General features: G+C 40.4%; 17 protein-coding genes. 16 read left to right on the forward strand and 1 reads right to left on the reverse strand.

What is annotated here, in order from left to right:
• Positions 1-77: 77 nt before the first annotated feature.
• Complete coding sequence (locus BLS02_RS02705) at positions 78-2,114, reverse strand: transglycosylase domain-containing protein (protein ID WP_092491421.1); 2,037 nt, start codon at positions 2,112-2,114, stop codon at positions 78-80.
• Between the two features lie 172 nt (positions 2,115-2,286).
• On the opposite strand from BLS02_RS02705, the gene BLS02_RS02710 reads away from it, so the two are divergent.
• The 16 genes from BLS02_RS02710 to BLS02_RS02785 all read left to right on the forward strand — a co-directional run bounded on the left by BLS02_RS02710 (position 2,287) and on the right by BLS02_RS02785 (position 24,448).
• Entirely contained in the window at positions 2,287-2,727 is a 441-nt protein-coding gene (locus BLS02_RS02710) for a YwiB family protein (RefSeq protein WP_092491422.1), read from the forward strand.
• Positions 2,724-4,394 carry an arginine--tRNA ligase gene (gene argS / locus BLS02_RS02715; RefSeq protein WP_092491423.1) on the forward strand — a complete coding sequence of 557 codons (1,671 nt, stop codon included), beginning with the start codon at positions 2,724-2,726 and terminating at the stop codon, positions 4,392-4,394. The genes BLS02_RS02710 and argS overlap by 4 nt, the downstream gene beginning before the upstream one ends.
• A gap of 847 nt (positions 4,395-5,241) precedes the next feature.
• The gene (locus tag BLS02_RS02720) at positions 5,242-7,350 is read left to right on the forward strand and encodes a heterodisulfide reductase-related iron-sulfur binding cluster (protein ID WP_092491424.1); all 2,109 of its coding nucleotides are present in this window, start codon (positions 5,242-5,244) and stop codon (positions 7,348-7,350) included.
• A 273-nt stretch (positions 7,351-7,623) separates the two neighbouring features.
• The gene (locus BLS02_RS02725) at positions 7,624-8,811 is read left to right on the forward strand and encodes an acetyl-CoA C-acetyltransferase (protein ID WP_092491425.1); all 1,188 of its coding nucleotides are present in this window, start codon (positions 7,624-7,626) and stop codon (positions 8,809-8,811) included.
• Between the two features lie 77 nt (positions 8,812-8,888).
• On the forward strand, positions 8,889-9,737 hold the full coding sequence (locus BLS02_RS02730) for a 3-hydroxybutyryl-CoA dehydrogenase (RefSeq protein ID WP_092491426.1): 849 nt from the start codon (positions 8,889-8,891) through the stop codon (positions 9,735-9,737).
• A gap of 36 nt (positions 9,738-9,773) precedes the next feature.
• Positions 9,774-10,916, forward strand: a complete 1,143-nt coding sequence (locus tag BLS02_RS02735) for an acyl-CoA dehydrogenase (protein ID WP_092491427.1) — start codon at positions 9,774-9,776, stop codon at positions 10,914-10,916.
• Positions 10,917-10,931: 15 nt separating this feature from the next.
• Entirely contained in the window at positions 10,932-12,071 is a 1,140-nt protein-coding gene (locus BLS02_RS02740; protein WP_092491428.1) for an acyl-CoA dehydrogenase, read from the forward strand.
• A 351-nt stretch (positions 12,072-12,422) separates the two neighbouring features.
• The gene (gene meaB / locus BLS02_RS02745) at positions 12,423-13,349 is read left to right on the forward strand and encodes a methylmalonyl Co-A mutase-associated GTPase MeaB (protein ID WP_092491429.1); all 927 of its coding nucleotides are present in this window, start codon (positions 12,423-12,425) and stop codon (positions 13,347-13,349) included.
• The gene (locus BLS02_RS02750) at positions 13,346-13,987 is read left to right on the forward strand and encodes a TetR/AcrR family transcriptional regulator (protein ID WP_092491430.1); all 642 of its coding nucleotides are present in this window, start codon (positions 13,346-13,348) and stop codon (positions 13,985-13,987) included. Before meaB ends, BLS02_RS02750 begins: the two co-directional genes overlap by 4 nt.
• A gap of 5 nt (positions 13,988-13,992) precedes the next feature.
• On the forward strand, positions 13,993-17,232 hold the full coding sequence (gene icmF, locus BLS02_RS02755; RefSeq protein WP_092492211.1) for a fused isobutyryl-CoA mutase/GTPase IcmF: 3,240 nt from the start codon (positions 13,993-13,995) through the stop codon (positions 17,230-17,232).
• A gap of 767 nt (positions 17,233-17,999) precedes the next feature.
• Positions 18,000-18,557 (forward strand): DNA-directed RNA polymerase subunit delta, encoded by a 558-nt coding sequence (gene rpoE, locus BLS02_RS02760; protein WP_092491431.1) that lies wholly within the window; start codon positions 18,000-18,002, stop codon positions 18,555-18,557.
• Between the two features lie 496 nt (positions 18,558-19,053).
• Entirely contained in the window at positions 19,054-20,652 is a 1,599-nt protein-coding gene (locus tag BLS02_RS02765; protein ID WP_092491432.1) for a CTP synthase, read from the forward strand.
• Between the two features lie 203 nt (positions 20,653-20,855).
• On the forward strand, positions 20,856-21,215 hold the full coding sequence (locus BLS02_RS02770) for a response regulator (RefSeq protein WP_092491433.1): 360 nt from the start codon (positions 20,856-20,858) through the stop codon (positions 21,213-21,215).
• 191 nt (positions 21,216-21,406) lie between these two features.
• Positions 21,407-22,273 carry a class II fructose-1,6-bisphosphate aldolase gene (gene fba / locus BLS02_RS02775; protein WP_092491434.1) on the forward strand — a complete coding sequence of 289 codons (867 nt, stop codon included), beginning with the start codon at positions 21,407-21,409 and terminating at the stop codon, positions 22,271-22,273.
• Positions 22,274-22,337: 64 nt separating this feature from the next.
• Positions 22,338-22,979 carry a fructose-6-phosphate aldolase gene (gene fsa, locus BLS02_RS02780; RefSeq protein WP_092491435.1) on the forward strand — a complete coding sequence of 214 codons (642 nt, stop codon included), beginning with the start codon at positions 22,338-22,340 and terminating at the stop codon, positions 22,977-22,979.
• A 182-nt stretch (positions 22,980-23,161) separates the two neighbouring features.
• Positions 23,162-24,448, forward strand: a complete 1,287-nt coding sequence (locus BLS02_RS02785) for a UDP-N-acetylglucosamine 1-carboxyvinyltransferase (protein WP_092491436.1) — start codon at positions 23,162-23,164, stop codon at positions 24,446-24,448.
• Positions 24,449-24,542: the final 94 nt, after the last annotated feature.

The following is a 24,542-nucleotide window of genomic DNA, read 5'->3' on the forward strand; positions in this document are numbered from 1 at the left end:
CGAAAAGCCAAGTTTTCTAATGGTGTGGCTGCGCTTGACAAAGTTTGACAAAAACCGGGAAGTGACAGGCACCCCTTCTAGAACAGTTTATCAAACCATTTTTGAAGCATTCCTTTTTGTTTTTTATTTTCTTGTGTTTTGCCATCGGGTAAGTGGATTGAGCAATATTCTGTTGGTTCGGTACCCTTCTCAAAATACATGACACGGCTTGTGTCACAATATGCTGTTGCCCGTTCGCCTGAATCAGGATCAATTGGCAATCCTACAACACCTGATGGCGCAGTGAATCTTTGTAATGGCAAATCTTTGTGGGCCGCTTCCATAAACCCTGCCCAGACGTCTTTGGCATAGCTGACTTCTGCAGTTTTTTTCATAAGGGCATTGTTATCATAGCCTGTCCATATTCCTGCAACAAGTGAGGGGCTGTATCCCATCATCCAACTGTCTGTGTTCGTTGTCCCAGATTTTCCAGCATAAGTACGACTCAATTGATTAGCAATTGAAGATCCTGTCACAGCCATATATCCATCCAATGACCGATCAAACATCCCAGTCATTAAATGGGTTAATATAAATGCGGACTCAGGATCGAGCACTTGTTTACCTTCTTCTTGGTCTCTTTCGAATATCGTTTGTCCATGACGATCAATGATTTTTGTGACGGTATGTCCTTCTATTTGATTGCCGCCATTAGCTATCGTGCCATATCCAGTTACCATATCCTCTACAGATACTGCAGCCGTTCCCAGAGCCAATGACGGTACAGCAGGTAAGTCTCCGTCAATACCAACTTTTCTAGCTGTATCAACTAGTGTGTCAGCACCAAGAAACAGATTCGTTCTAACGGCATAAACGTTATCAGATAAAGCTATTGCCTGAGCTAATGATATTTCCTCATTCGCGTAATACCCGTTATAGTTACTCGGCTGATATACTTTTCCATCCTCGAGTTCAAATGATGTCGGTTTACTCATCAACATTGTACTTGGTGTATAGCCATTGTTTAAGGCGGCGTAATATAAAAATGGTTTAAAGGCTGACCCTGGCATTCGCTTTGCACTAATGGCGCGATTAAACTCACTTTTTTGATAATCTCTTCCACCTAATAAAGCACGTATGCCGCCAGTGGCTGGGTCCATAGCCATTGCGCCGATATTTATTTCGCTACCAGGCTGAATAACATTTTTGGCGCTGCGTTCCAGTTCTTGCTGCAGGTCGACATCCAATGTCGTATGAATTTCATATCCGCCTGACCGAACTAATTCAGATTCTACGTTTAGTATATCAGCGGCTTCTATTAAAACAGTGTCTTGAAAATAAGGGGCTACTGCAATCTTTTCACGCTCTTCCTGTTCTGTGAATGCAAGTCTTTCCCGGCTGGCTAAAAAATACTCCTGTTCTGTAATGTCTCCGTCATGCTGCATTAGCCCTAAAATTCGTTCTTGCCGTTCTTCGGCATTATCCCGGTCATTAAGCGGTGAATAATAGGTAGGACCTTTTGGAATTGCTGCCAGCATTGATGCTTCAGCTAATGATAACGCACTAGAAGATTTGTTAAAAAAATACCTGCTAGCCGCTTCAATACCATGTGCACCATGGCCATAGTAAATCGTATTTAAATAGCCCTCCAGAATTTCATTTTTGGAGTAGTACATTTCAATCCTTACTGTATGAAAAGCTTCCTTCAGTTTACGAGACCACGTTTTATCATGTGTTAAATATAAATTCCGGGCATATTGCTGCGTCAGTGTACTAGCACCTTCTCTTAATGAAAAACTCTTTAAGTCAGATAGTACCGCACCAGCAATTCGTTTTAAATCAAACCCATTATGCTTATAAAAATACTGATCCTCAATCGCTAGGGTTGCGTCAATTAAATGGGGTGACATTTCTTCTAAATCAACCCAATATCGATTTTCTGCACCACGTTCTTCGCCAATCACTTCTTCATTTATGCTATAATAAATTGTATTTTGATCGGTCGTTAGTTTTGGGGGACCGAGCAAAAAGCTCACCAAATAAACCCCTGCAAGGCAAACAATCCCAAGTATAAAAATACTTATAGGAAATAATAGAATTAACCTGCTTTTCTTTAATCGGAAAAATTTTCTCATACACTTTTATCTCCAGTAAGATTTCATTACTTTCATTATGGGAAAAGTTAAGTAGAATTAAACGTAAAATCATGAGGGATATATTGTATGTATGGGTATTTAACTGCTTTATGTTGATAAATGCATACAATTATCGCTATAATAGGAAATTATACAAAGCAGGAGCGATTCGATGAATTCAGAACCAAAAGAGGTTTCAATTGAACTTCAGACAGTTATTAACGATGACGGGCAGACAGAGTACAATACTGTTAAAGAAAATGGAAATTTTTATAAAAAAGATAATATAGATGTACTTACCTTTAAAGAGAAAGCGGACGATGGATCATTAATTAACAATTTGATAACTATTCATGCTGATAAGGTTAGTATTAAACGAATAGGGTCGGTTAAAATGCATCAGCAATTCCGTTTAAGGCAAACATCGGAAAATGTATTCCAGCATGAATATGGTCATATACATATGGAAACTTTCACAAATTCGATGCAATACCAAGAGCTTGCCAATCAGCAAAATGGCTTGTTAAAACTCGACTATACTGTGAAGCTAAATGGGCAGGAAGAACGTAAGCAAAAAATAATACTATCAATTAAAGAGGAGGACTCCCAATGAACGTTTTGGCGCAAACAGAGGATGTATTGAAGCGGGAAATCGCTGCTTCCGTCCTAAATGCTAACCTCGCTACGGAAGATGAGTTGCCATCAGTTATTTTAGAAAAACCAAAGGACAAGGCGCATGGTGACTTTGCTACAAACATTGCGATGCAGCTGGCACGGGTTGCCAAAAAAGCACCACGTCAGATAGCGGATGATATCGTGGCAAATATTGACCAAACAAAAGCAACAATTGAAAAAGTGGAAATTGCTGGGCCAGGTTTTATTAATTTTTTCATGAAGAATGATTATCTTGGTGAACTTGTCCCAACAATATTGAAAGCTGACAAAACATATGGGCAAACAGAAGCAGGGCAGGGCAAAAAGGTTCAGGTTGAGTTTGTTTCCGTAAACCCAACCGGTGATTTGCACCTTGGACATGCTCGTGGCGCAGCATTTGGTGATGTATTCTGCAACGTTCTGGATGCAGCAGGCTATAATGTTGAACGGGAGTATTACATTAACGATGCTGGAAATCAGATTGATAACATGGCATTATCCATTCAGGCGCGGTATCTGCAGGCGCTAGGTCACGATGCAGAAATGCCTGAGGGCGGCTATCATGGTAAAGATCTTGTTGGTATTGGCAAACAATTAGCCACTGAATATGGCGATAAATGGGCCGATGCAGATGAAACAGAACGAGTGAAGTTTTTTAAAGAGTATGGATTAACATATGAGCTTGATAAGCTGAAAAGAGATCTGAACGATTTTGGCGTCTATTTTGACAACTGGTTTTCCGAGCAATCATTATATGATAACAACAAAGTGACGGAAGCAGTCCAAACGTTAAAGGATGGGAGCTATGTTTATGAGCAGGATGGAGCAACATGGTTCCGTTCAACGGACTTTGGTGATGATAAGGATCGTGTGTTAATTAAACAGGATGGCAGCTATACGTATCTGACACCTGATATTGCATACCACAAAAATAAGATCGAACGTGGCTTTGATCAAATTATCAATGTCTGGGGATCTGATCACCATGGCTATATCGCCCGGATGCGCTCAGCAATTGAAGCACTTGGATATCCTGTTGAAAAGTTTGATGTAAAAGTCATCCAAATGGTAAGCCTGTTTGAAGGCGGCGAAAAGATTCGCATGAGTAAGCGGACAGGCAAAGCTGTTGCGCTGCGTGAATTAATGGAAGAGGTTGGTGTTGATGCCGTCCGTTATTACTTTGTGATGCGTTCAAACGATTCACAGCTTGACTTTGATATGGACCTTGCACGTTCCGAATCGAATGATAATCCTGTCTACTATGTTCAGTATGCACACGCAAGAATTTGTACAATGCTAAAGCAGGCAGAAGAAAAAGGACTCGCAAGTGATGAAAACTTTAATGCAGAGCTGTTAACTGCTGAAAAAGAAATTGATTTACTTAAAAAACTTGGCGAGTTCCCAAAAACGATTGCAGAGTCTGCTGAAAAACATACACCTCACAAAGTGACGCAATATGTGTTTGATTTGGCAACACTGCTGCACAGTTTTTACAATGCAGAAAAGGTATTGAATCAGGATGAACCAGAAATGACAAAAGCACGTATTGCATTAATGAAAGCAGTACGAATTACAATCGCTAATGGACTACAAATACTCGGTGTATCTGCACCAGAAAAGATGTAAGCTGCTTGCAGGGGTTAAGGCCTCTGCAAGTTTTTTGTTGTATAGGAAACTGGACTTCCGAATCAGCACGTCCAAGATCGGCGTACCAGACGTACTAGTGCCTAGTGGCTTCCTTCCCCGTATAAGTCAACATTGAATTGTTCACACTGAATTATCTTGGCTCGAGGCAGAAGTTGTTCGATATGCGCGCCGGATGCTTTCGACCATTTACTACACATGGGATTGCTGATTATTTATATAAGTAATCGCCAATTAAGACGTATTTACAAATTATTTGTTGCAAGTGGACAGATAAGCTTAGGTGAAATTATGAAACATATTTTAGCGGACACAGAAGCTCTTATTCCGATGAAAACACGCTATTTGATAAGCTTTTCGGACACAGGATGCCTTATTTAATGAAAAGCATCCAATAATGGCAGTAGAATACCTCAATAAGGGATCTGGTGTCCGCCTACACCTTAAATCACCTCATTTTGTCACAGTTAGAGGCCGTGGTGTCCGTTAACATCCTAAGTAGGTAAAAACGAAACTTTTTCCCTTGAAAAAATGCTCCTTGGCAATGAATTTGCGTGACATAGGGGGTGGGTGCATCTTTCTATATCTACAATCGTTTCTGAACCCAACAAAGTGGCATCAGTTGTAATATTATTTTTATATATACAGCAGTTTATAATTATGACAATTGTCACAACTCCCTAAAAATGAGTTGACTGAATGATCATTCACATATAAAGTATTAGTATATTAAACTTAAAAAATAGTGGCGGTACGCATCTATATTTTTTTATAATTAATGCAATCGCTATCATTTTTCGTTATACTAAGACAAAAGGAGGAGCGAATGATGGACACGTTTTTATTGATTAATTTGCTAGCATTTCTAGCAATTGTCATCTATGGTTTGTATTTATTCGCTAGAGTTGTAGCAACACGTATATCGTATATTAAACTCGGTAAAAAATCTGAGTTTGATCGTGATTTTAAAGAACGGTTCCGTCGAATAGGAAAAATCGTTTTTGGTCAATCGAAACTATTGAAGGATAAAAAATCCGGGACGATTCACGTTATGATGTTCTATGGTTTCATCCTTGTGCAATTTGGAGCGATTGATATGTTTATCAGAGGATTGGCGCCAGGAAGTCATTTACCATTCGGGCCTTTCTATGCAGGATTTACTTTTTTCCAGGAACTTGTAACGTTAATGATACTGGTTGCTGTTGTATGGGCGTTTCACCGTCGTTACGTAGAAAAAATCGTTCGACTTAAGCGCGGCTTTAAGGCAGGACTTGTTTTAATTTTTATTGGAACGTTAATGGTATCTGTTTTGGCAGGCAATGGAATGGCTTTAATCTGGCATGGTGAAGGATTAACATGGACCGAGCCTATTGCTAGTTTAATAGCAGGAGCATTTAGCTGGTTACCACAAACGGCTGCAATGGTATTATTCTATGTGTTTTGGTGGATTCATACGATTACGATTCTTACATTCTTGGTATATGTACCACAGTCAAAACACGCACACTTAATAGCAGCACCAATTAACGTATTTTTAAGCAAGCGTGTTCCAGGGAAGTTGAAAAAAATAGACTTCGATCTAGATGAAGAAGAAAACGAAGATGAAATTTCATTCGGTGTTGGGAAAGTAGAAGATTTTGAACAGCACCAGATGATTGACTTTTATGCATGTGTTGAATGCGGACGTTGTACCGATGTGTGTCCGGCATCTGGAACAGGTAAAATGCTGTCTCCGATGGATATTATGATTAAAGTTCGTGATCATCTAACAGAAAGAGGTGCAGCAGTCACAGGTAATTCACCTTGGGTGCCATCTTATGCATTTTCAAACACCAATGGGAACCAAGCTGCAAATGCTGGAGCAAATGAAGCAGCAGCAGGCATGGAAAGTGCAAGCCTAATCGGTGATGTTATTACTGCAGAAGAGCTTTCAGGCTGTACGACATGCCGGAACTGTGAAGACGCTTGTCCAGTAAATAACGAGCATGTTGGAACAATTATCGATATGCGTCGTTACCTAGTTATGACAGAAGGTAAAATGGATCCGGATGCTCAACGTGCTGTTATGAACATAGAACGTCAAGGTAATCCATGGGGACTATCGAAGAAGGATCGTATCAAATGGCGTGAACTTGATGAAGAAGCATACATTCCTACAGTAAAAGAATTGAAAAAAGAAGAAAAAGAATTTGAATATCTTTTCTGGGTAAGTTCCATGGGTTCATTTGATAACCGAAGCCAAAAAATTGCACTAGCGTTTGCGAAGTTAATGAATAAAGCTGGAATCAACTTTGCAATTTTAGGTAATAAAGAAACAAACTCAGGCGACACGGCACGCCGTATCGGAAATGAATTCCTATTCCAGGAAATTGCTGAGAAAAATATTAAAGAATTCGAGAAAAATGGTGTGACCAAGATCGTAACAATAGATCCACACGCATATAATATTTTCAAAAATGAATACCCTGACTTCGGTTTTGAGGCAGAAGTTTATCACCACACACAAATGCTCTATGACATGGTGATGAATGGTAAGCTTGAACCAAAACGTGAAATCAATCAAAAGCTAACATACCATGACTCATGTTACCTTGGAAGATACAATGGTGTTTATGACCCGCCACGTGAAATTTTGAAATCTATTCCAGGTCTTGAATTGGTAGAAATGCAGCGCAATAAAGAAAATGGCATGTGTTGTGGTGCAGGTGGAGGCTTAATGTGGACGGAGGAAACAACAGGTAACCGCATTAATGTTGCCCGTACAGAACAGGCAATGGAAACTCAATCAACTATGATTTCCAGTGCTTGTCCATTCTGTTTGACGATGTTAAGTGATGGTACTAAAGCAAAAGAAGTTGATGAAGATATCAGCACATTGGATGTAGCAGAAATTCTCGCACTATCCGTATTCATTGAAGATGAAGCAAAAACAGCTTAGACAACTTGGCATTCGTTAAAGGGATTCTTATGAAAGCGTATTTTGCTTTCTTAGAACCCCTTATACTCTGGAGTGCAAGACTTAATATAGATAAGCCATAGTTGCACTTATGCAGTAAGAAAGTATTTATACTTTCTTAACTGCTTAAATAATAGAGGGGTATAACTGCCCCTCTACTTTTTCGGAAACAGATTGAGCGAGCGTTCAATCGAATTATGGTAAGCGCTATCATATTAAAAATTTAATTCTACTTTTTGAAAGGATGTTGAATGTATGCGAAAAACAGTTATCGTATCTGGAGCAAGAACACCATTTGGTAAATTTGGAGGCGGACTAAAGCCTTTCACAGCATCACAGCTTGGTGGGAAGGCAATTCGCGAGTCATTAAACCGTGCAGGCCTTGATGAAAAAGAAATCGATGAAGTAATTATGGGAAGCGTTTTGCAAGGTGGTCAAGGGCAAATCCCTTCACGTCAGGCAGCTCGTGAAGCAGGAATTCCATGGAATGTCAAAACGGAAACAATCAACAAAGTTTGTGCATCTGGATTACGCAGTGTAACACTTGCCGACCAGTTAATCCGACTTGGTGATGAAGATGTAATTGTTGCTGGTGGAATGGAAAGCATGAGCAACGCACCATATTTCCTTCCAGATGCTCGTTGGGGTAACCGAATGGGAGATAAGAAAGTAAAAGATATGATGGTCCATGATGGGCTAACATGCTCTTTCGAAGGTGTGCACATGGGTAATTACGGAAACAGCACAGCTGACGAATACAATTTGACGAGAGAATCACAAGACGAGTGGTCATACCGCAGTCATCAACGTGCAGTAAAAGCAATTGAGGATGGTAAATTTTCAGAAGAAATCGTACCGGTGGAAGTGCCGCAGCGCAAAGGTGACCCAATAGTTGTAGATACGGATGAAGCACCACGTAAAGATACAAGTGTGGAGCGATTAGCTAGTTTACGCCCAGCGTTTGATAAAAACGGAACAATTACTGCTGGTAACGCACCTGGTGTTAATGATGGCGCATGCGCATTTGTCGTGATGTCAGATGAAAAGGCTGAACAGCTTGGGAAATCGCCGATGGCAACTGTGCTTGGTCACGCGGAAGTTGCCGTTGAAGCAAAAGATTTCCCGCAAACGCCAGGACTTGTTATTAACAAACTGTTAGAAAAAACTGGCTATTCCAAAGATGACATTGACTTATTTGAAATTAACGAAGCTTTCGCAGCTGTGTCACTGGCGAGTGGTAAAATCGCTGGCATCGATCCGGAAAAAGTGAATGTAAATGGCGGAGCAGTAGCACTTGGTCATCCAATCGGCGCAAGTGGTGCACGCATTATTTTGACATTAATTCATGAATTGAAACGTCAAGGTGGCGGAATCGGAATTGCAGCAATTTGCAGTGGTGGCGGCCAAGGTGACGCAATGCTGATTGAAGTACCGAAGCAATAATAGGGTGTTTGGCTCAAACGGACACATATTCGGCTCAAGTTCACAACAATTTAATAAATCAAGGAGGAACCTACATCATGGCAATTAATAAAGTTATGGTAATCGGTGCAGGACAGATGGGCGCAGGAATTGCTCAAGTCTTTGCACAATCAGGATTTGACGTTCTTTTAAATGATATGAACAAAGAAGCACTTGAAAAAGGCATGAAAAACATTGAAAAGCTTTTAACACGTGCTGTAGACAAAGAACGAATCAGTGAATCAGATAAAACGGAGACATTAAACAGATTAACGCCATCCTCTGATTTGCAGGATGCACAATCACGTGATTTCGTTATCGAAGCAATTGTTGAAAACATGGATGTAAAAACAAAAGTGTTCAGTGATTTAGATAAAATCGCACCAAAGCATGCAATCCTAGCTACAAACACGTCATCACTGCCAATTACCGAAATTGCAGCAGCAACAAACCGCCCGGAACAAGTTATCGGGATGCATTTTATGAACCCAGTACCGGTGATGAAGCTCGTTGAAATTATCCGTGGATTACAGACAAGCGACGAAACCTATCAGGTAGTTGAGGATATGACTAACAAACTATCAAAAAGCCCAGTAGAAGTAAACGACTCACCAGGCTTTGCCGCAAACCGTATTCTTATGCCGATGATCAATGAGGCGATCTTTTCATTACATGAAGGAGTAGCTTCAGTAGAGGACATAGATACAGTTATGAAACTCGGTATGAATCATCCGATGGGGCCATTAACACTGGCAGACTTTATCGGGCTTGATACATGTCTATATATTATGGAAGTATTATATGAAGGGTTTGGCGATAGCAAATACCGTCCATGTCCATTACTTAGAAAATATGTAAAAGCCGGCTGGTTAGGTAAAAAATCAGGCAGAGGATTTTATCAGTATTAAAAACTACCAAGAAAAACAGGAAGGGGGGCATTTAGAATGAATCTCAATTTTTCCGACGAACAGGAAATGATGCGCAAAATGGTTCAGGATTTTGCCCAAAAAGAAGTACAACCGGAAATAGAGAGAATGGAACAAGAAGACCGCTTTCCAAAAGAAGTCATCCAGAAAATGGGTGAGCTTGGATTGATGGGGATTCCTATTCCGGAAGAGTACGGTGGTACCGGGATGGATTATACATCCTATATTATCGCCATTAATGAGCTTTCAAAGGTCAGCGCAACAATCGGTGTTATTTTATCTGTACACACATCTGTCGGTACAAATCCAATTTTATATTTTGGAAATAACAAACAAAAAAAGTACTATTTGCCAAAATTGGCATCAGGCGAGTTTCTTGGTGCTTTTGCCGTTACCGAACCAGGTGCAGGATCTGACGTTGCAAACCTGAAAACACGAGCAAAAAAAGATGGCGATAACTATATTTTAAATGGCTCAAAGATGTTTATTACAAATGGCGGAGCGGCTGATACATTTATTACGTTTGCCCGTACAAGTGATGAAGCAGGCGCGAAAGGTGTCAGTGCGTTTATAATTGAAAAGAATACACCGGGATTTGTGATTGGTAAGGCTGAAAAGAAAATGGGGCTGCATGGTTCAAGTACGGTACCACTAAGTTTTGACAATTGTGTCGTCCCAAAAGAACAGCTTCTAGGCAATGAAGGTGACGGCTTTAGAATCGCTATGGCGAACCTGAATGTGGGACGCATTGGGATAGCCGCACAAGCACTAGGAATTGGTGAAGCTGCAGTCGAGCATGCAACCGCATACGCAAAAGAACGCGAACAATTCGGCAAGCCAATCTCGCAAAATCAGGGTATATCATTTAAAATAGCTGATATGGCAACAGAAGTCGAAGCTGCGAAACTATTAGTCTATAACGTTGCATCATTAGTAGAACGCAACTTACCGTGTAACAAGGAAGCATCGATGGCAAAAATGTATGCGTCCAAAACTGCAAGTAAAGCTGCAATCGAAGCTGTCCAGGTGTACGGCGGATATGGGTATACCGAGGATTATCCGGTAGAGCGCTTATTCCGTGATGCCAAAGTGACCGAGATATATGAAGGAACAAATGAAATTCAGCATATCGTAATAGCTAAAAACCTTTTAAAAGACTAAGGAGGACAACAGATTATGAATTTTCAACTAACAGACGAACAAGAAATGCTACGTAAAATGGTCCGAGATTTTGCAAAAAAAGATGTGGAACCGACTGCGGCTGAGCGTGATGAAGAAGAGCGCTTTGACCGTGATATTTTCGATAAAATGGCCGAACTTGGCCTGACAGGGATACCATGGCCGGAAGAGTACGGTGGAATCGGAGCTGACTACGTGAGTTATGTAATAGCAGTTGAAGAGCTATCACGTGTTTGTGCATCAACAGGTGTTACATTATCGGCACATCTATCGCTGGCAAGCTGGCCAATTTTCAAATACGGAAATGAAGAGCAAAAGAAAACATTCCTCTATCGTTTGGCAACTGGTGAGGCATTAGGAGCATACGCATTATCTGAACCTGGTGCCGGCAGTGACGTTGTATCCATGAAAACCGTGGCAAAAGAAGACGGTGACCATTACGTATTAAATGGTAACAAAGTGTGGATTACCAACGGTGGTGTTGCAGATCTCTATATTGTTTTTGCAAAAACAGATAGTGATGCTAAACATAAAGGAATAAGTGCTTTCATCGTTGAAAAAGGAACAGAAGGATTCACATTTGGTAAAAAAGAGAAGAAACTGGGAATTCGTTCATCACCAACTACCGAGCTTATTTTTGAAAACTGCCGTATTCCGAAAGAAAATATGCTGGGTGCTGAAGGAGATGGATTCAAAATTGCGATGACTACACTTGATGGTGGTCGTAACGGAATCGCAGCACAGGCATTGGGAATCGCCCAGGGTGCATTGGATGCATCGGTTGATTATGCAAAAGAACGCGAACAGTTCGGCAAGCCAATTGCAGCGAACCAAGGTATATCATTTAAGCTAGCGGACATGGCAACAGAAATCGAAGCATCCCGTCTCTTAACCTATCAGGCTGCATGGCTGGAATCAGAGGGTCAACCCTATGGCAAAGCCTCTGCAATGTCGAAGCTTTTTGCCGGAGATGCAGCAATGCGCATTACGGTCGAAGCTGTCCAGGTATTCGGCGGATATGGCTACACAAAAGACTATCCAGTCGAACGCTATATGCGTGACGCGAAAATTACGCAAATTTATGAAGGAACAAATGAAGTTCAGCGTATGGTTATTGGGCGCATGCTGACGAAATAGCTAACAATATGGCGTTTTTGCCGATGTTCACAGTGACTTCGCCGTAGATAACAAGAAAAACGCCGATGTTCACAATATTGAGCGGTCAAACCGTAAATTCGAGCGACCGCCCCACGATTTCGAGCGACTGCACCACATTGGCTCAAATTGTCACAAAATCGGCTCAAGATAACATGATTTCCGCTCATGTTGTCACAAATTCCGCTCAAGTTAACAATAATTTGGCTCAAGTTCACAATTTCAAGCAACTGCACCACGATATCGAGCGAGCACCCAGCAATATCGAGAGAGCAAACCGGAAATTCGAGCCAGCACACCACAATATCGAGTAAGCTGAAAGGATGCCACCACATGCACAACCTTGTAGAACGGATGAAAGAAAAGGATATACGCGCTTTGGCACGAGCTATCACCATGGTTGAAAATGACCATCCTGATAAACTTGCCATGCTAAGCGATGTGTTTTCGATAAAAAAACATGCTCGCTACGTTGGTATTACAGGGTCACCTGGTGCTGGGAAGAGTTCGCTGGTGAACCGCCTCATTACCCACATCCGTAATGAAGGAAAAACAGTAGCAATTATAGCGGTTGATCCTACAAGTCCATTTAGTGGTGGTGCATTACTTGGGGATCGTGTTCGGATGAATGAACATTTTACTGATGACGGTGTCTACATCCGCAGTATGGCAACACGTGGCAGTCTTGGCGGCTTAGCACGGGCAACAAAGGATGCGGTGCGAATTTGTGATGCCTATGGATTTGATGTTGTAATGGTGGAAACGGTTGGTGTTGGTCAATCCGAGCTTGATATTATGAAACTCGTTGATACAACGGCACTTGTTTTAACACCTAACAGCGGTGATGTCCTGCAAATTTTCAAAGCGGGTATCATGGAGATTGCTGATTTATTTGTCATTAACAAAGCAGATCTCCAGGGAGTAGGGAAACTGAAAGCACTCCTGAAAGAGCTTGTGATGATGACAACCAAAGGCGACCATGAACCATCTATTGTTAAGACGATTACAACGGAAAATAAAGGTATCGATAAACTATGGGAAAAGATTGATCAGCATCATCAATACTTATACAACACTGACGAAGGAAAAAAACGTCGAAAACAGCAGCAGGAATTAGAAGTATATGAGTTAGTCCGCGAAGAAATATGGCGTGATGTCAAAAAGTATATCGAAGAGACAGACATAACGATCGAGGCGAATAGTGATCCATACCAATTGGCGCAGGACTTATTTGAAAAGTGGAAGGGGGACATTAAATGACTCAAAACCAAATCCTTTCTTCTGTAAAAAATGCTGAACTAGTTGAAATACGCCGAAACCAAATGATTAAGGGTGCAATAACCTTATTTAAAGAAAAAGGGTTCCATCGCACAACAACAAGAGAAATAGCAAAAGAGTCTGGGTTCAGTATTGGTACGCTTTACGAGTACATTCGAACGAAAGAAGATGTGCTATTTCTTGTATGTGATGCCATTTACGAGCAAGTTCATGAACGTCTTGAAGCAGCAATTGATTTGGAGAACCCATCTGTTACCAATCTAGAAAAAGTCATTGAATCATATTTTTACTTAATGGATGAAATGCAGGAAGAAGTCGTTATCATGTACCAGGAAGTAAAATCGCTAAAGAAGGACACCAAAGAATATGTACTGCAAAAAGAGCGGGATATGGTTGGCATGCTTGAGAAAGTTATCGTTACTTGCCTGCCACATGAAATTTCCAAGCAGGACGCTGAATTAATGGCGAATAATATATTCATACAAGGACATATGTGGGGATTCAGACGGTGGGTCCTGCAAAAACAATTCACCCTGAAAGAGTATATTGATCGTCAAATCCATTATTTAATGGAATCACTAGCAATCGACAGAACAATAGCAAAAGATAAGGAGGCTTGATGATGATGGAACAACCAGAACTGTATAAACCGACAAATCCGGTCCGTTTTGTAACAGCATCAAGTTTATATGACGGACATGATGCATCAATTAATATAATGCGAAGAATTCTCCAAGCAAGTGGAGCAGAGGTTATTCATCTTGGGCATAATCGTTCAGTAGAAGAAGTTGTCTACGCAGCCATTCAGGAAGATGCACAAGGAATTGCCATGTCATCCTATCAGGGTGGCCATGTTGAATATTTTAAATATATGATTGATTTACTAAATGAACTTGGTGCCACACATATTAAAGTTTATGGTGGCGGTGGCGGTACAATCATTCCACGCGAAATTAAAGAATTGCATGAGTATGGGGTGTCATGGATATTTTCCCCGGAGGATGGTCGTAAATATGGACTGCAGGGTATGATTAACCAGATGCTTAAAGAATGTGATTTCCTTCCACCAATTGATCTGAAAAAAGACAAAGATAAACTGCTAACTGGAGAACGTCAAGCAATTGCCCGGTTTATCACCTATATGGAAAGTAATCAAAAGGACCATGAAGAAAAGCAGCAAGTACTTAAGTCGCTTCAATCCCAATCAAATAATGCTCCAGTTCTTGGTATTACCGGCACTGGTGGCGCAGGGAAAAGTTCACTAACCGATGAACTCATCCGCCGCTTCATTAATGAAGTTCCGGACAAAAAAGTTGCGATCATCTCGATTGACCCGACGAAAAAGAAAACAGGTGGCGCATTACTCGGTGATCGAATCCGGATGAACGCAATTTTTACCGACCGTGTTTATATGCGATCTTTAGCAACACGTGACTCGAGAAGTGAACTATCCAAAGCAATCCAGGACGTCATTGATGTTGTTCGCGCTTCAGGATATGATTTCATTATTATTGAAACGAGCGGTATTGGGCAGGGTGATGCTGCGATTACTGATGTGACAGACTTATCTATGTATGTCATGACAGCAGAATTTGGCGCGCCATCACAGCTTGAAAAAATCGATATGATTGATTTTGCAGATTTCATCGTAATCAATAAGTATGAGCAAAAAGGTTCTGAAGACGCATTGAATCAGGTGCGTAAACAATATGAACGCAGTCATATGCTTTTTCACCAAGACAAAGAAAAATTCCCTGTCTTTGGTACAATTGCCAGCCAATTTAATGATGCAGGAACAAACGCATTGTTCGCATCACTGATTGATACGTTAAATGAAAAACATGACTGGAATGATGAAATCAGTTTTGAACGTAATATTATCGCGGAAAAGCAAAACATGATTATCACCAATGAGCGCCGTCATTATTTACGTGAGATTTCAACTCACGTTCGTAACTATCATCAAAATGCGAAGAAGCAAAGCGATATCGCTCGTAAACTTTATCAGCTTGAAGGTGCAAAGGAAGTAGTAGAGGACGAGAACACTAAAAAAGTGATTGATCAAACGTTTGATCAATACGAAGAAAAGCTTGACCCCGCTGCGAAAAAGTCACTTCAGGGATGGGATGAAACAAAAGAAAGATACAGTCAGGATAAATTGACATTCTCCATTCGAGATAAAGAAATTGAAATGGATATTACAACAGAGACACTAGCAGGGTTAAAAATCCCTAAAGTTGCGTTTCCGAAGTTTTCGGACTGGGGAGAACGTCTGGAATGGCTAATGAAGGAAAATGTTCCTGGAGCATTTCCGTTTACTGCAGGAGTTTTTCCATTTAAACGAAAAGGGGAAGACCCTACACGACAGTTTGCTGGAGAAGGTACACCTGAACGAACAAATCGCCGCTTCCACTATTTATCAAAAGGCGAGGAAGCAAAACGCCTGTCAACTGCATTTGACTCGGTAACATTGTACGGAGAAGACCCAGCACCACGTCCCGATATATACGGGAAAGTTGGCGAAAGTGGCGTAAGTATTTGTACGCTTGAGGACATGAAAAAGCTATACAATGGATTTGATTTAACAGACCCAAAAACATCGGTATCCATGACAATTAATGGTCCTGCTCCGATAATTTTGGCAATGTTTTTCAATACAGCAATCGATCAGCAAATTACGAAATTTAAAGAAGATAATGGACGTGAGCCTAACCAGGAAGAGTACGAGAAGCTTCGAGATGACACAGTTTCTGTTGTACGCGGAACAGTCCAAGCGGATATTTTAAAAGAAGATCAGGGGCAAAACACATGTATTTTTTCAACTGAATTCGCACTGCGTATGATGGGTGATATCCAGCAATACTTTATTGATAAAGAAGTTCGAAACTATTATTCTGTTTCGATTTCCGGTTATCATATAGCAGAAGCTGGGGCTAATCCGATTACACAGCTTGCATTTACATTAGCAAATGGCTTTACGTACGTAGAATACTATTTGAGTCGCGGAATGGACGTTAACAAATTTGCGCAGAATCTATCATTCTTCTTTTCAAATGGATTAGATCCCGAGTATACAGTAATTGGTCGTGTTGCGCGCCGTATCTGGGCAGTAACGATGCGTGATAAATATGGAGCGAATGAGCGAGCTCAGAAACTGAAATACCATATTCAGACATCTGGTCGTTCCCTGCACGCACAGGAAATTGATTTTAACGATATCCGTACAACTTTGCAAGCACTATTAGCCATTCAGGATAATACCAATTCCTTGCATACCAATGCTTTTGATGAAGCCATCACAACACCTACAGAAGATTCTGTACGTCGGGCAATGGCAATTCAAATGATCATTAATAAAGAGTTCGGCTTAACGAAAAATGAGAATTCGATGCAAGGTTCTTTTGTTGTTGAAGAATTAACAGACTTAGTTGAGGAAGCTGTTCTCCAGGAATTTGAAAAAATGAATGACCGTGGTGGCGTGCTAGGTGCAATGGAGCGTCAATATCAACGCGGAAAAATCCAGGAAGAATCTCTATACTATGAAGGTAAAAAACATTCCGGTGAATTGCCGCTTGTAGGGGTTAACACATACTTGAACCCGAACCCGCCTTCAGAGGATAAAATAGATTCTATGGAACTTGCGCGAGCATCCAAAGAGGAAAAAGAACATCAAATAAGCGAACTGCACAAATTCCAAGGTGGTAACGAAGACAAAACTGAGGCTGCATTATCAAAATTAAAAGAAGTCGCAGCCTCAGGCGGAAATATTTTCGTAGAACTAATGGAAACAGTAAAAGTAGCAAGCCTCGGACAAATAACAAACGCCCTTTACGAAGTAGGCGGACAATACAGAAGGAATATGTAAGTGCGAAAAGCGCAGGTGCCTTGAAAGACACGACAAGCATAAGCAGAGCGCGCAGTGTGGGGGTTTTTCCACACGGAGGCGAACTGCTTATGACTCGAGTGTCTAGGCACCGGATCTAGATCATCAAAAGTGAAAGCGCCCGTTTAGCGACGTACGGACTGCGCCCGCGTATCGCGGGTGGTTCAACGTTGCCGCGCAAAGTGGCGGTCTTAGTTGAACTTCCGACAATTCTTTGAGATAAAGGAAACACGTATGAGCGAAGCGAAACGATGTTGACTTATCGTACAGAGGTGAGGGAAGTCGCGCTAGTCGCTGGGCGCTTGAACTGGATGAGACAAAAGTGAAAGCGCCCGTTTAGCGACGTACGGACTGGACTGAGCCGTCGGAGATAAAGGAAACACGTATGAGCGAAGCGAAACGATGTTGACTTATCGTACAGAGGTGAGGGAAGTCGCGCTAGTCGCTGGGCGCTTGAACTGGATGAGAGAAGTGTGAAGAATATATTAAGGTTGAGAAAATAATCTCTTTTTCTCAACTTTTTTGTAGATTACACTAGCATATTCAGGTGAGATTTGTTTATAATGTATGGTATGGTTTATAGAGAGCATATTAAATAGAGTTTGTTAGAAACTTAGCTTATCGCCAAGGTCTAACGGCGAACGTCTTAGTTGCTTTTATGCAATAAGAAAGAATTTATACTTTCTTAACTGCTTTAAGATACTTATAATATTTAATTCACTAATACATGAAAAAGGGAGTGCGGTATCGTGAGCCTGAAAAAGTATAGCCGCGAAGAACTTGTAAACAAACCAATGATTGAGTTGGCACATTTAATTTTAACAGACAAGAAAAAGGCCCAGGATTTCTATGGAGTTTACGATAAAGTTGCAGAGTTAAAAGGATTCACAGAAAAGCAAAAATCGGAAAACATAGCACAATTCCATACAAATCTGACAGTTGATGGTCGATTTATGGCTGTTCACACAGATAACTGGGGTCTAAAACGTTGGTACTTAGTTGAAGAAACGGATGAAGAAGTAGCGGCAGCCCCTAAGAAAAAGAAAAAAGCAAAAGCTAAACCGAAACCAAAGAAGAAAAAAGTAGCTAAAAAGGAAGAGCCGAAAGAGGAAGAAGAAATTCCCGCTGATGATATAGAAGTGCTTACTGGTGACTTTAAAGAAACGGGAGACGATGGTGACGAGAAAGACGAAGCATTCGATGAAAGCCTTGACGACGAATCAGACGATTTTGACGAGGATATAGATGAATTTGATGAAGATGATGACGATTTTGACGAAGAAGATGACGAAGAAGATAAAAAATAATAAAAGGCTCGCTTGACTTTTTTAGCCCTTATGAGTACAATTTTTATTGGGCTCTTTAAATTCAAAGTCATAAAGCGTTTCCCTTGATTAATAGGGGAGGCGCTTTTTTTATTGTTTATGCAACTATAAAATAATTAAGTGCTAAAGATAACTGGACTACAGATTTAGCGACGTTCAGCTCCAGCACCGTATGGACTTCCCTCCCCATGTCTAAGCTAAGAAATAAAGGAAGGTCGACTAATAGCAGCATTACACAACAACGTCGACCCACTCGCGATGCGCGGGCAAAACCCATACGGAACTGAACAGCCACTTACGCTTTTATACGCAGTTAGGAATAATGAATCTGAGGCATTTCGCCTAAAGATTAGCGAATGCCAGATTTTTCTAATGGTTAACCCTTGTTATTTAAGCAGAACATAGTTTTTGAAAGGTTTCTAATCAGACAGGAAAAATATAAATCTAATAATAAATAGAGAAAGACGAGGGATGAGTAGTGACGAAGTATATTTTTGTAACAGGTGGCGTTGTTTCTTCTTTAGGAAAAGGAATAACAGCAGCATCATTAGGTCGCTTATTAAAAAACAGAGGTTTAATAGTAACGATACAAAAGTTTGATCCGTACATTAACGTTGACCCGGGAACAATGAGTCCATATCAGCATGGTGAGGTGTTTGTGACAGAAGATGGAGCAGAAACCGACTTAGATTTGGGTCATTATGAAAGGTTTATTGATATTAATTTAAATAAATACAGTAACATAACAACCGGGAAAGTATATTCCAGTGTTATAAAAAAAGAACGTCGCGGAGATTACCTGGGTGGAACGGTTCAGGTTATTCCACATATAACAAATGAAATTAAAGAACAGGTATTTCGGGCTGGTCAAGCTACAAAAGCAGATGTAGTTATTACGGAGATTGGCGGGACAGTTGGTGATATTGAGTCCTTGCCGTTTTTGGAGGCAATACGTCAAATTAAGAGTGACATTGGCAAGGAACATGTTATGTATATTCATTGTACTTTGGTACCATACATTAAGGCTGCAGGCGAAATGAAAACTAAGCCAACTCAGCACAGTGTGAAGGAATTGCGCTCACTAGGTATTCAGCCAGACACGATTGTCTTGCGTACAGAACTGCCAATCAGCAAGGATATGAAAGAGAAAATAGCATTATTTTGTGATATAAACGAAAATGCAGTGATTGAAATGCCTGATGCAGATACATTATACCAGGTTCCTATTTCATTACAGGAGCAGCAACTGGATCAGCTGACATGTGATCATTTCGGACTGGAATGTCAGCCGGCAGATATGGGTGAATGGAAACAACTGGTCAACAAGGTAAGAAATCTTTCCGAAACGGTTACAATCGGACTTGTCGGAAAATACGTTGAGCTCCCTGATGCATATCTCTCAGTTGTCGAGTCATTAAAGCATGCAGGATTTTACTATGATACTGACATTAAAATTAACTGGATTAACGCTGAGAAGCTCGATGAAGAAACAATTAAAAATGAACTGAAGCATGTCGATGGTATTTTAGTACCTGGTGGTTTTGGTGACCGTGGAATAGAGGGGAAAATTGAAGCAATTCGCTATGCACGTGAAAACAAAATACCATTTTTTGGAATCTGTCTTGGGATGCAGCTTGCTACTGTAGAATTTGCTCGTAACGTATTAGGACTAAAAGGTGCCCATTCAGCAGAAATCAATCCAAAAACACCATATCCAATAATAGATTTATTGCCTGAGCAGAAAAATATATCAGATTTTGGTGGGACGTTAAGACTCGGCATTTATCCATGTAAATTAACAAATAATACCAAAACAAAGGCAGCATACGATGGAGCAGATATTGTGTATGAACGCCACCGCCACCGTTATGAATTTAATAATGAATACCGAGAGCAAATGAAGGATAATGGATTCATCTTTTCTGGAACAAGCCCTGATGGCAGATTGGTCGAAACAATTGAGATTACCGACCATCCATGGTTTGTCGCATGTCAATTTCATCCGGAATTTAAATCACGTCCAACAAGATCACAAGCATTATTCCATGGCTTTATCGGTGCAGTAGTAAATAAATAACGTAACTATAAACAACATAATAGGACCTATATAGAGAACGTACATTCTGTTCTTTGTATAGGTCTTTTTTATTATTAGTGACTTTGTATCATATGATCATAAAAAATATGTTCTTTAAAAAGAAGGATTTTTCGGAGTGTATGTAGAAATATGTAGTTAAAGAGAGAGAAATTTATGTTCGAGGTGGGGAGAAGGTTATCTTTATGAAAAAGGAAATATTAGTGGTTGATGACCAACCAGGTATACGTTTACTTTTACAGGAGATATTTACAAATCAGGGGTATCGTGTAACAACGGCAAAAACGGGCAAGGAAGCATTGGATGAGCTTAACAAAAGCTCATATGACTTGATTATGCTGGATTATAAGTTACCTGTTGTTGATGGCGTAGAGGTAATACAGCAATTGGAACGTGATAAAATTGAAGTACCTGCTATATTAATGAGTGGTTTAGCGGAAGATATAATGAAAGAATCTCAAAATTACGATATGGTAAAAAAGGTGCTTGCAAAGCCATTTAACGTTAAAGATGTATGTGACTACACAAAAAGCTTAATTGGATGATTATTGATAAGTTGTAAATAGATAACAATTTTGTAGCTGACTTTACCACATTAGCTACTATTTTGTTATGTGGAATTCGGCGAAGGACAGGCACTTGCTCTTTTGTTCTTGCGACTTGATGTTGTTGTTGGTATTCTTATATTGTAGTTTAATTTATTGAAGTAGACGTAATCATCTAAGGAGGACATAGAATGCCGCTAGTATCAATGAAAGAAATGCTCGAAAAGGGCAAGGGAAATGGTTATGCAGTTGGACAATTCAATTTAAATAATATGGAATATGCCCAAGCAATTCTGCAGGCTGCTGAAGAAGAAAAGTCACCAGTTATCCTTGGTGTTTCTGAAGGCGCTGGAAAATATATGGACGGATTTAAAGTAGTTGTTTCAATGGTTAAAGCGCTTATGGAAGAATATGGTACAACTGTGCCGGTTGCTATCCACCTTGATCATGGTTCAAGCTTTGAAGCATGTGCAAAGGCAATTCAGGCAGGATTCACATCTGTGATGATTGATGCATCCTCACAACCACTAGATGACAATATTGAGTTAACGCGAAAAGTAGTTGAGCTAGCACATATTCATGGCGTTTCTGTTGAAGCAGAGCTCGGTCGAGTTGGCGGGCAGGAAGATGACATAATTGTTGAAGATGCAGAAGCTGCATATGCAATCCCTGCGGAGTGTGAAAGACTTGTCAACGAAACGAACGTTGATTGTTTCGCACCAGCATTAGGCTCAGTGCATGGTCCTTATAAAGGTGAACCGAACCTCGGATTTGACCGTATGGAGGAAGTAATGAACCTGACAAATATTCCACTTGTATTGCACGGTGGTACAGGCATTCCGACGAAAGATATCAAACGTGCCATTTCCTTAGGCTCAGCAAAAATTAATGTGAATACAGAGAGTCAGGTTGCACAAGCAAATAAAGTTCGAGAAGTATTAAATGAAAAACCGGATCTTTATGATCCTCGTAAATATTTAGGTCCAAGTCGTGACGCAATTAAGGAAACCGTTATTGGCAAAATGCGTGAATTTGGTTCTTCTAAACAAGCAAAATAGAAAGAACAGTTTAAGCATAGTGTTAAATAGTAAGACTATTGCAAGAAAGAGAGGAGCATAAACGATGAAATTTTTTATCGATACCGCAAATATTGAAGAGGTTCGTTCCGCAAATGAACTTGGTATATTAGCAGGCGTGACCACAAACCCAAGTTTAGTAGCAAAAGAAGGTGTTTCATTTCATGATCGATTAAAAGAAATTACCGATGAAGTGTCAGGTTCAGTAAGTGCTGAGGTTATTGCTGAAGACGCTGAAGGTATGATTAAGGAAGGTAAAGAACTTGCGGCAATTGCACCAAATATAACAGTTAAGGTCCCGATGACATTAGAAGGACTTAAGGCTGTTAAGGCATTCAGTGATTTGAACATAAAAACAAATGTTACGTTAATTTTTAATGCCAATCAAGCCTTACTTGCTGCTCGCGCAGGTGCATCTTATGTATCACCATTCCTTGGTCGTTTGGATGACATTGGTCATGACGGAATGACATTAGTCGCAACTATTTCTGAGATATTCGATTTACATGATATAAGCACAGAAATTATTGCAGCATCAATCAGAAATCCATTACATGTTATTGACGCTTCACTAAATGGAGCGCACATTGCAACAATTCCATACAAAGTTCTCGGTCAGCTTGTTAAGCATCCACTGACAGATCAAGGTATCGAAAAGTTTCTGTCTGATTGGAACAAAAATAAATAAGCACATATAATTGGGAAAATTGTGCAAAATAAAGGAAAGAATAGTAAAAACTAAAAACAACCAGAAAGTATGTGTGTTCAAAATTAATTTTTTGAATAACCTCAACCGGAAAAAAGGGCTATTAATTCTGTGGCCAATCCGGAATTAGTACATTCTGTGCGTCAAAAAGTGAGGTGCCCCGAATGCAGAAAATGTTAGTGGAAGGCGGAAATTTGCTAAACGGAAAGGTTCGAATCAACGGAGCCAAAAATAGTGCAGTCGCATTATTACCTGCTGCACTATTAGCTGATTCCCATGTAATGATTGAAGGACTACCAGAAATCTCAGATGTGTACACACTTGGTGACTTGCTTGAAGAGATTGGTGGAAAAGTAAGCTGGGACGGGCAAACAGTGCATATTGACCCAGAGAATATGGTATCAATGCCATTGCCAAATGGGAAAGTGAAGAAACTGCGAGCATCCTACTATTTTATGGGCGCTATGCTTGGCAAGTTCAACCAGGCAGTTATCGGTTTGCCAGGTGGCTGCCACTTAGGTCCACGCCCAATTGATCAGCACATCAAAGGCTTCGAGGCACTTGGAGCTGAGGTTACCAATGAACAAGGCGCAATTTATATTAGGGCAAATGAACTAAAAGGTGCGCGAATATATCTGGACGTTGTTAGTGTTGGTGCTACAATTAATATTATGCTTGCAGCTGTTAAAGCAAAAGGTAAAACAGTGATTGAAAATGCAGCAAAAGAACCAGAAATTATTGATGTAGCTACCTTGCTGACAAATATGGGTGCGAAAATAAAAGGTGTCGGAACTGACGTTATCAGAATTGAAGGTGTTGAGCATTTACACGGGTGCCGCCATACGATCATTCCAGACCGAATTGAAGCTGGAACATATGCAATCGCAGCTGCGGCCCAGGGTAAAGAAGTAATTATCGACAATGTGATTTCACAGCATCTTGAGTCCGTATTAGCCAAGTTACGAGAAATGGGCGTAGTAGTGGAAGAAAAAGACGAGCAACTATATATTGCTCCAAAAAAACCACTTAAAAGCGTTGATGTAAAAACACTCGTCTACCCAGGTTTTCCAACCGATTTACAGCAGCCTTTTACAACGTTATTAACTAAAGCAGTTAATACAGGTGTTATCACGGATACAATTTATTCAGCAAGATTAAAACATATTGATGAATTACGGCGAATGAATGCTATAATAAAAGTTGAGGGTGGATCTGTAATTGTTTCCGGACCAGTCCAGCTAGAAGGCGCACGCGTAAAGGCAACTGATTTACGTGCGGGTGCATCCCTTATTATCGCCGGACTAATGGCAAATGGAATAACCGAAATTACCGGCCTGGAACATATTGATCGAGGATACGAGAAAATTACAGAGAAACTAATCGACCTCGGTGCAAATGTATGGCGGGAAGAAATGACACAACAAGAAATAGAGCAATTCCAAAACTCTTAGACAAAAAAACAAGAGTTTGCATTGCTTCCATGTAGTAATCTCCATATTTAATATCTTCTTGGGATGAGGATATTACATTTAAAGGGAGAGGAAA

The organism is Virgibacillus salinus (genome assembly GCF_900102415.1).
Classification (GTDB): domain Bacteria; phylum Bacillota; class Bacilli; order Bacillales; family Amphibacillaceae; genus Lentibacillus; species Lentibacillus subterraneus.

Bases quoted from the DNA above. Each gene is read 5' to 3' on its own strand.
- BLS02_RS02705 (WP_092491421.1), bottom strand. From the start codon at position 2,114: ATGAGAAAATTTTTCCGATTAAAGAAAAGCAGGTTAATTCTATTATTT.
- BLS02_RS02710 (WP_092491422.1), top strand. From the start codon at position 2,287: ATGAATTCAGAACCAAAAGAGGTTTCAATTGAACTTCAGACAGTTATT.
- argS (WP_092491423.1), top strand. From the start codon at position 2,724: ATGAACGTTTTGGCGCAAACAGAGGATGTATTGAAGCGGGAAATCGCT.
- BLS02_RS02720 (WP_092491424.1), top strand. From the start codon at position 5,242: ATGGACACGTTTTTATTGATTAATTTGCTAGCATTTCTAGCAATTGTC.
- BLS02_RS02725 (WP_092491425.1), top strand. From the start codon at position 7,624: ATGCGAAAAACAGTTATCGTATCTGGAGCAAGAACACCATTTGGTAAA.
- BLS02_RS02730 (WP_092491426.1), top strand. From the start codon at position 8,889: ATGGCAATTAATAAAGTTATGGTAATCGGTGCAGGACAGATGGGCGCA.
- BLS02_RS02735 (WP_092491427.1), top strand. From the start codon at position 9,774: ATGAATCTCAATTTTTCCGACGAACAGGAAATGATGCGCAAAATGGTT.
- BLS02_RS02740 (WP_092491428.1), top strand. From the start codon at position 10,932: ATGAATTTTCAACTAACAGACGAACAAGAAATGCTACGTAAAATGGTC.
- meaB (WP_092491429.1), top strand. From the start codon at position 12,423: ATGCACAACCTTGTAGAACGGATGAAAGAAAAGGATATACGCGCTTTG.
- BLS02_RS02750 (WP_092491430.1), top strand. From the start codon at position 13,346: ATGACTCAAAACCAAATCCTTTCTTCTGTAAAAAATGCTGAACTAGTT.
- icmF (WP_092492211.1), top strand. From the start codon at position 13,993: ATGGAACAACCAGAACTGTATAAACCGACAAATCCGGTCCGTTTTGTA.
- BLS02_RS02770 (WP_092491433.1), top strand. From the start codon at position 20,856: ATGAAAAAGGAAATATTAGTGGTTGATGACCAACCAGGTATACGTTTA.
- fba (WP_092491434.1), top strand. From the start codon at position 21,407: ATGCCGCTAGTATCAATGAAAGAAATGCTCGAAAAGGGCAAGGGAAAT.
- fsa (WP_092491435.1), top strand. From the start codon at position 22,338: ATGAAATTTTTTATCGATACCGCAAATATTGAAGAGGTTCGTTCCGCA.
- BLS02_RS02785 (WP_092491436.1), top strand. From the start codon at position 23,162: ATGCAGAAAATGTTAGTGGAAGGCGGAAATTTGCTAAACGGAAAGGTT.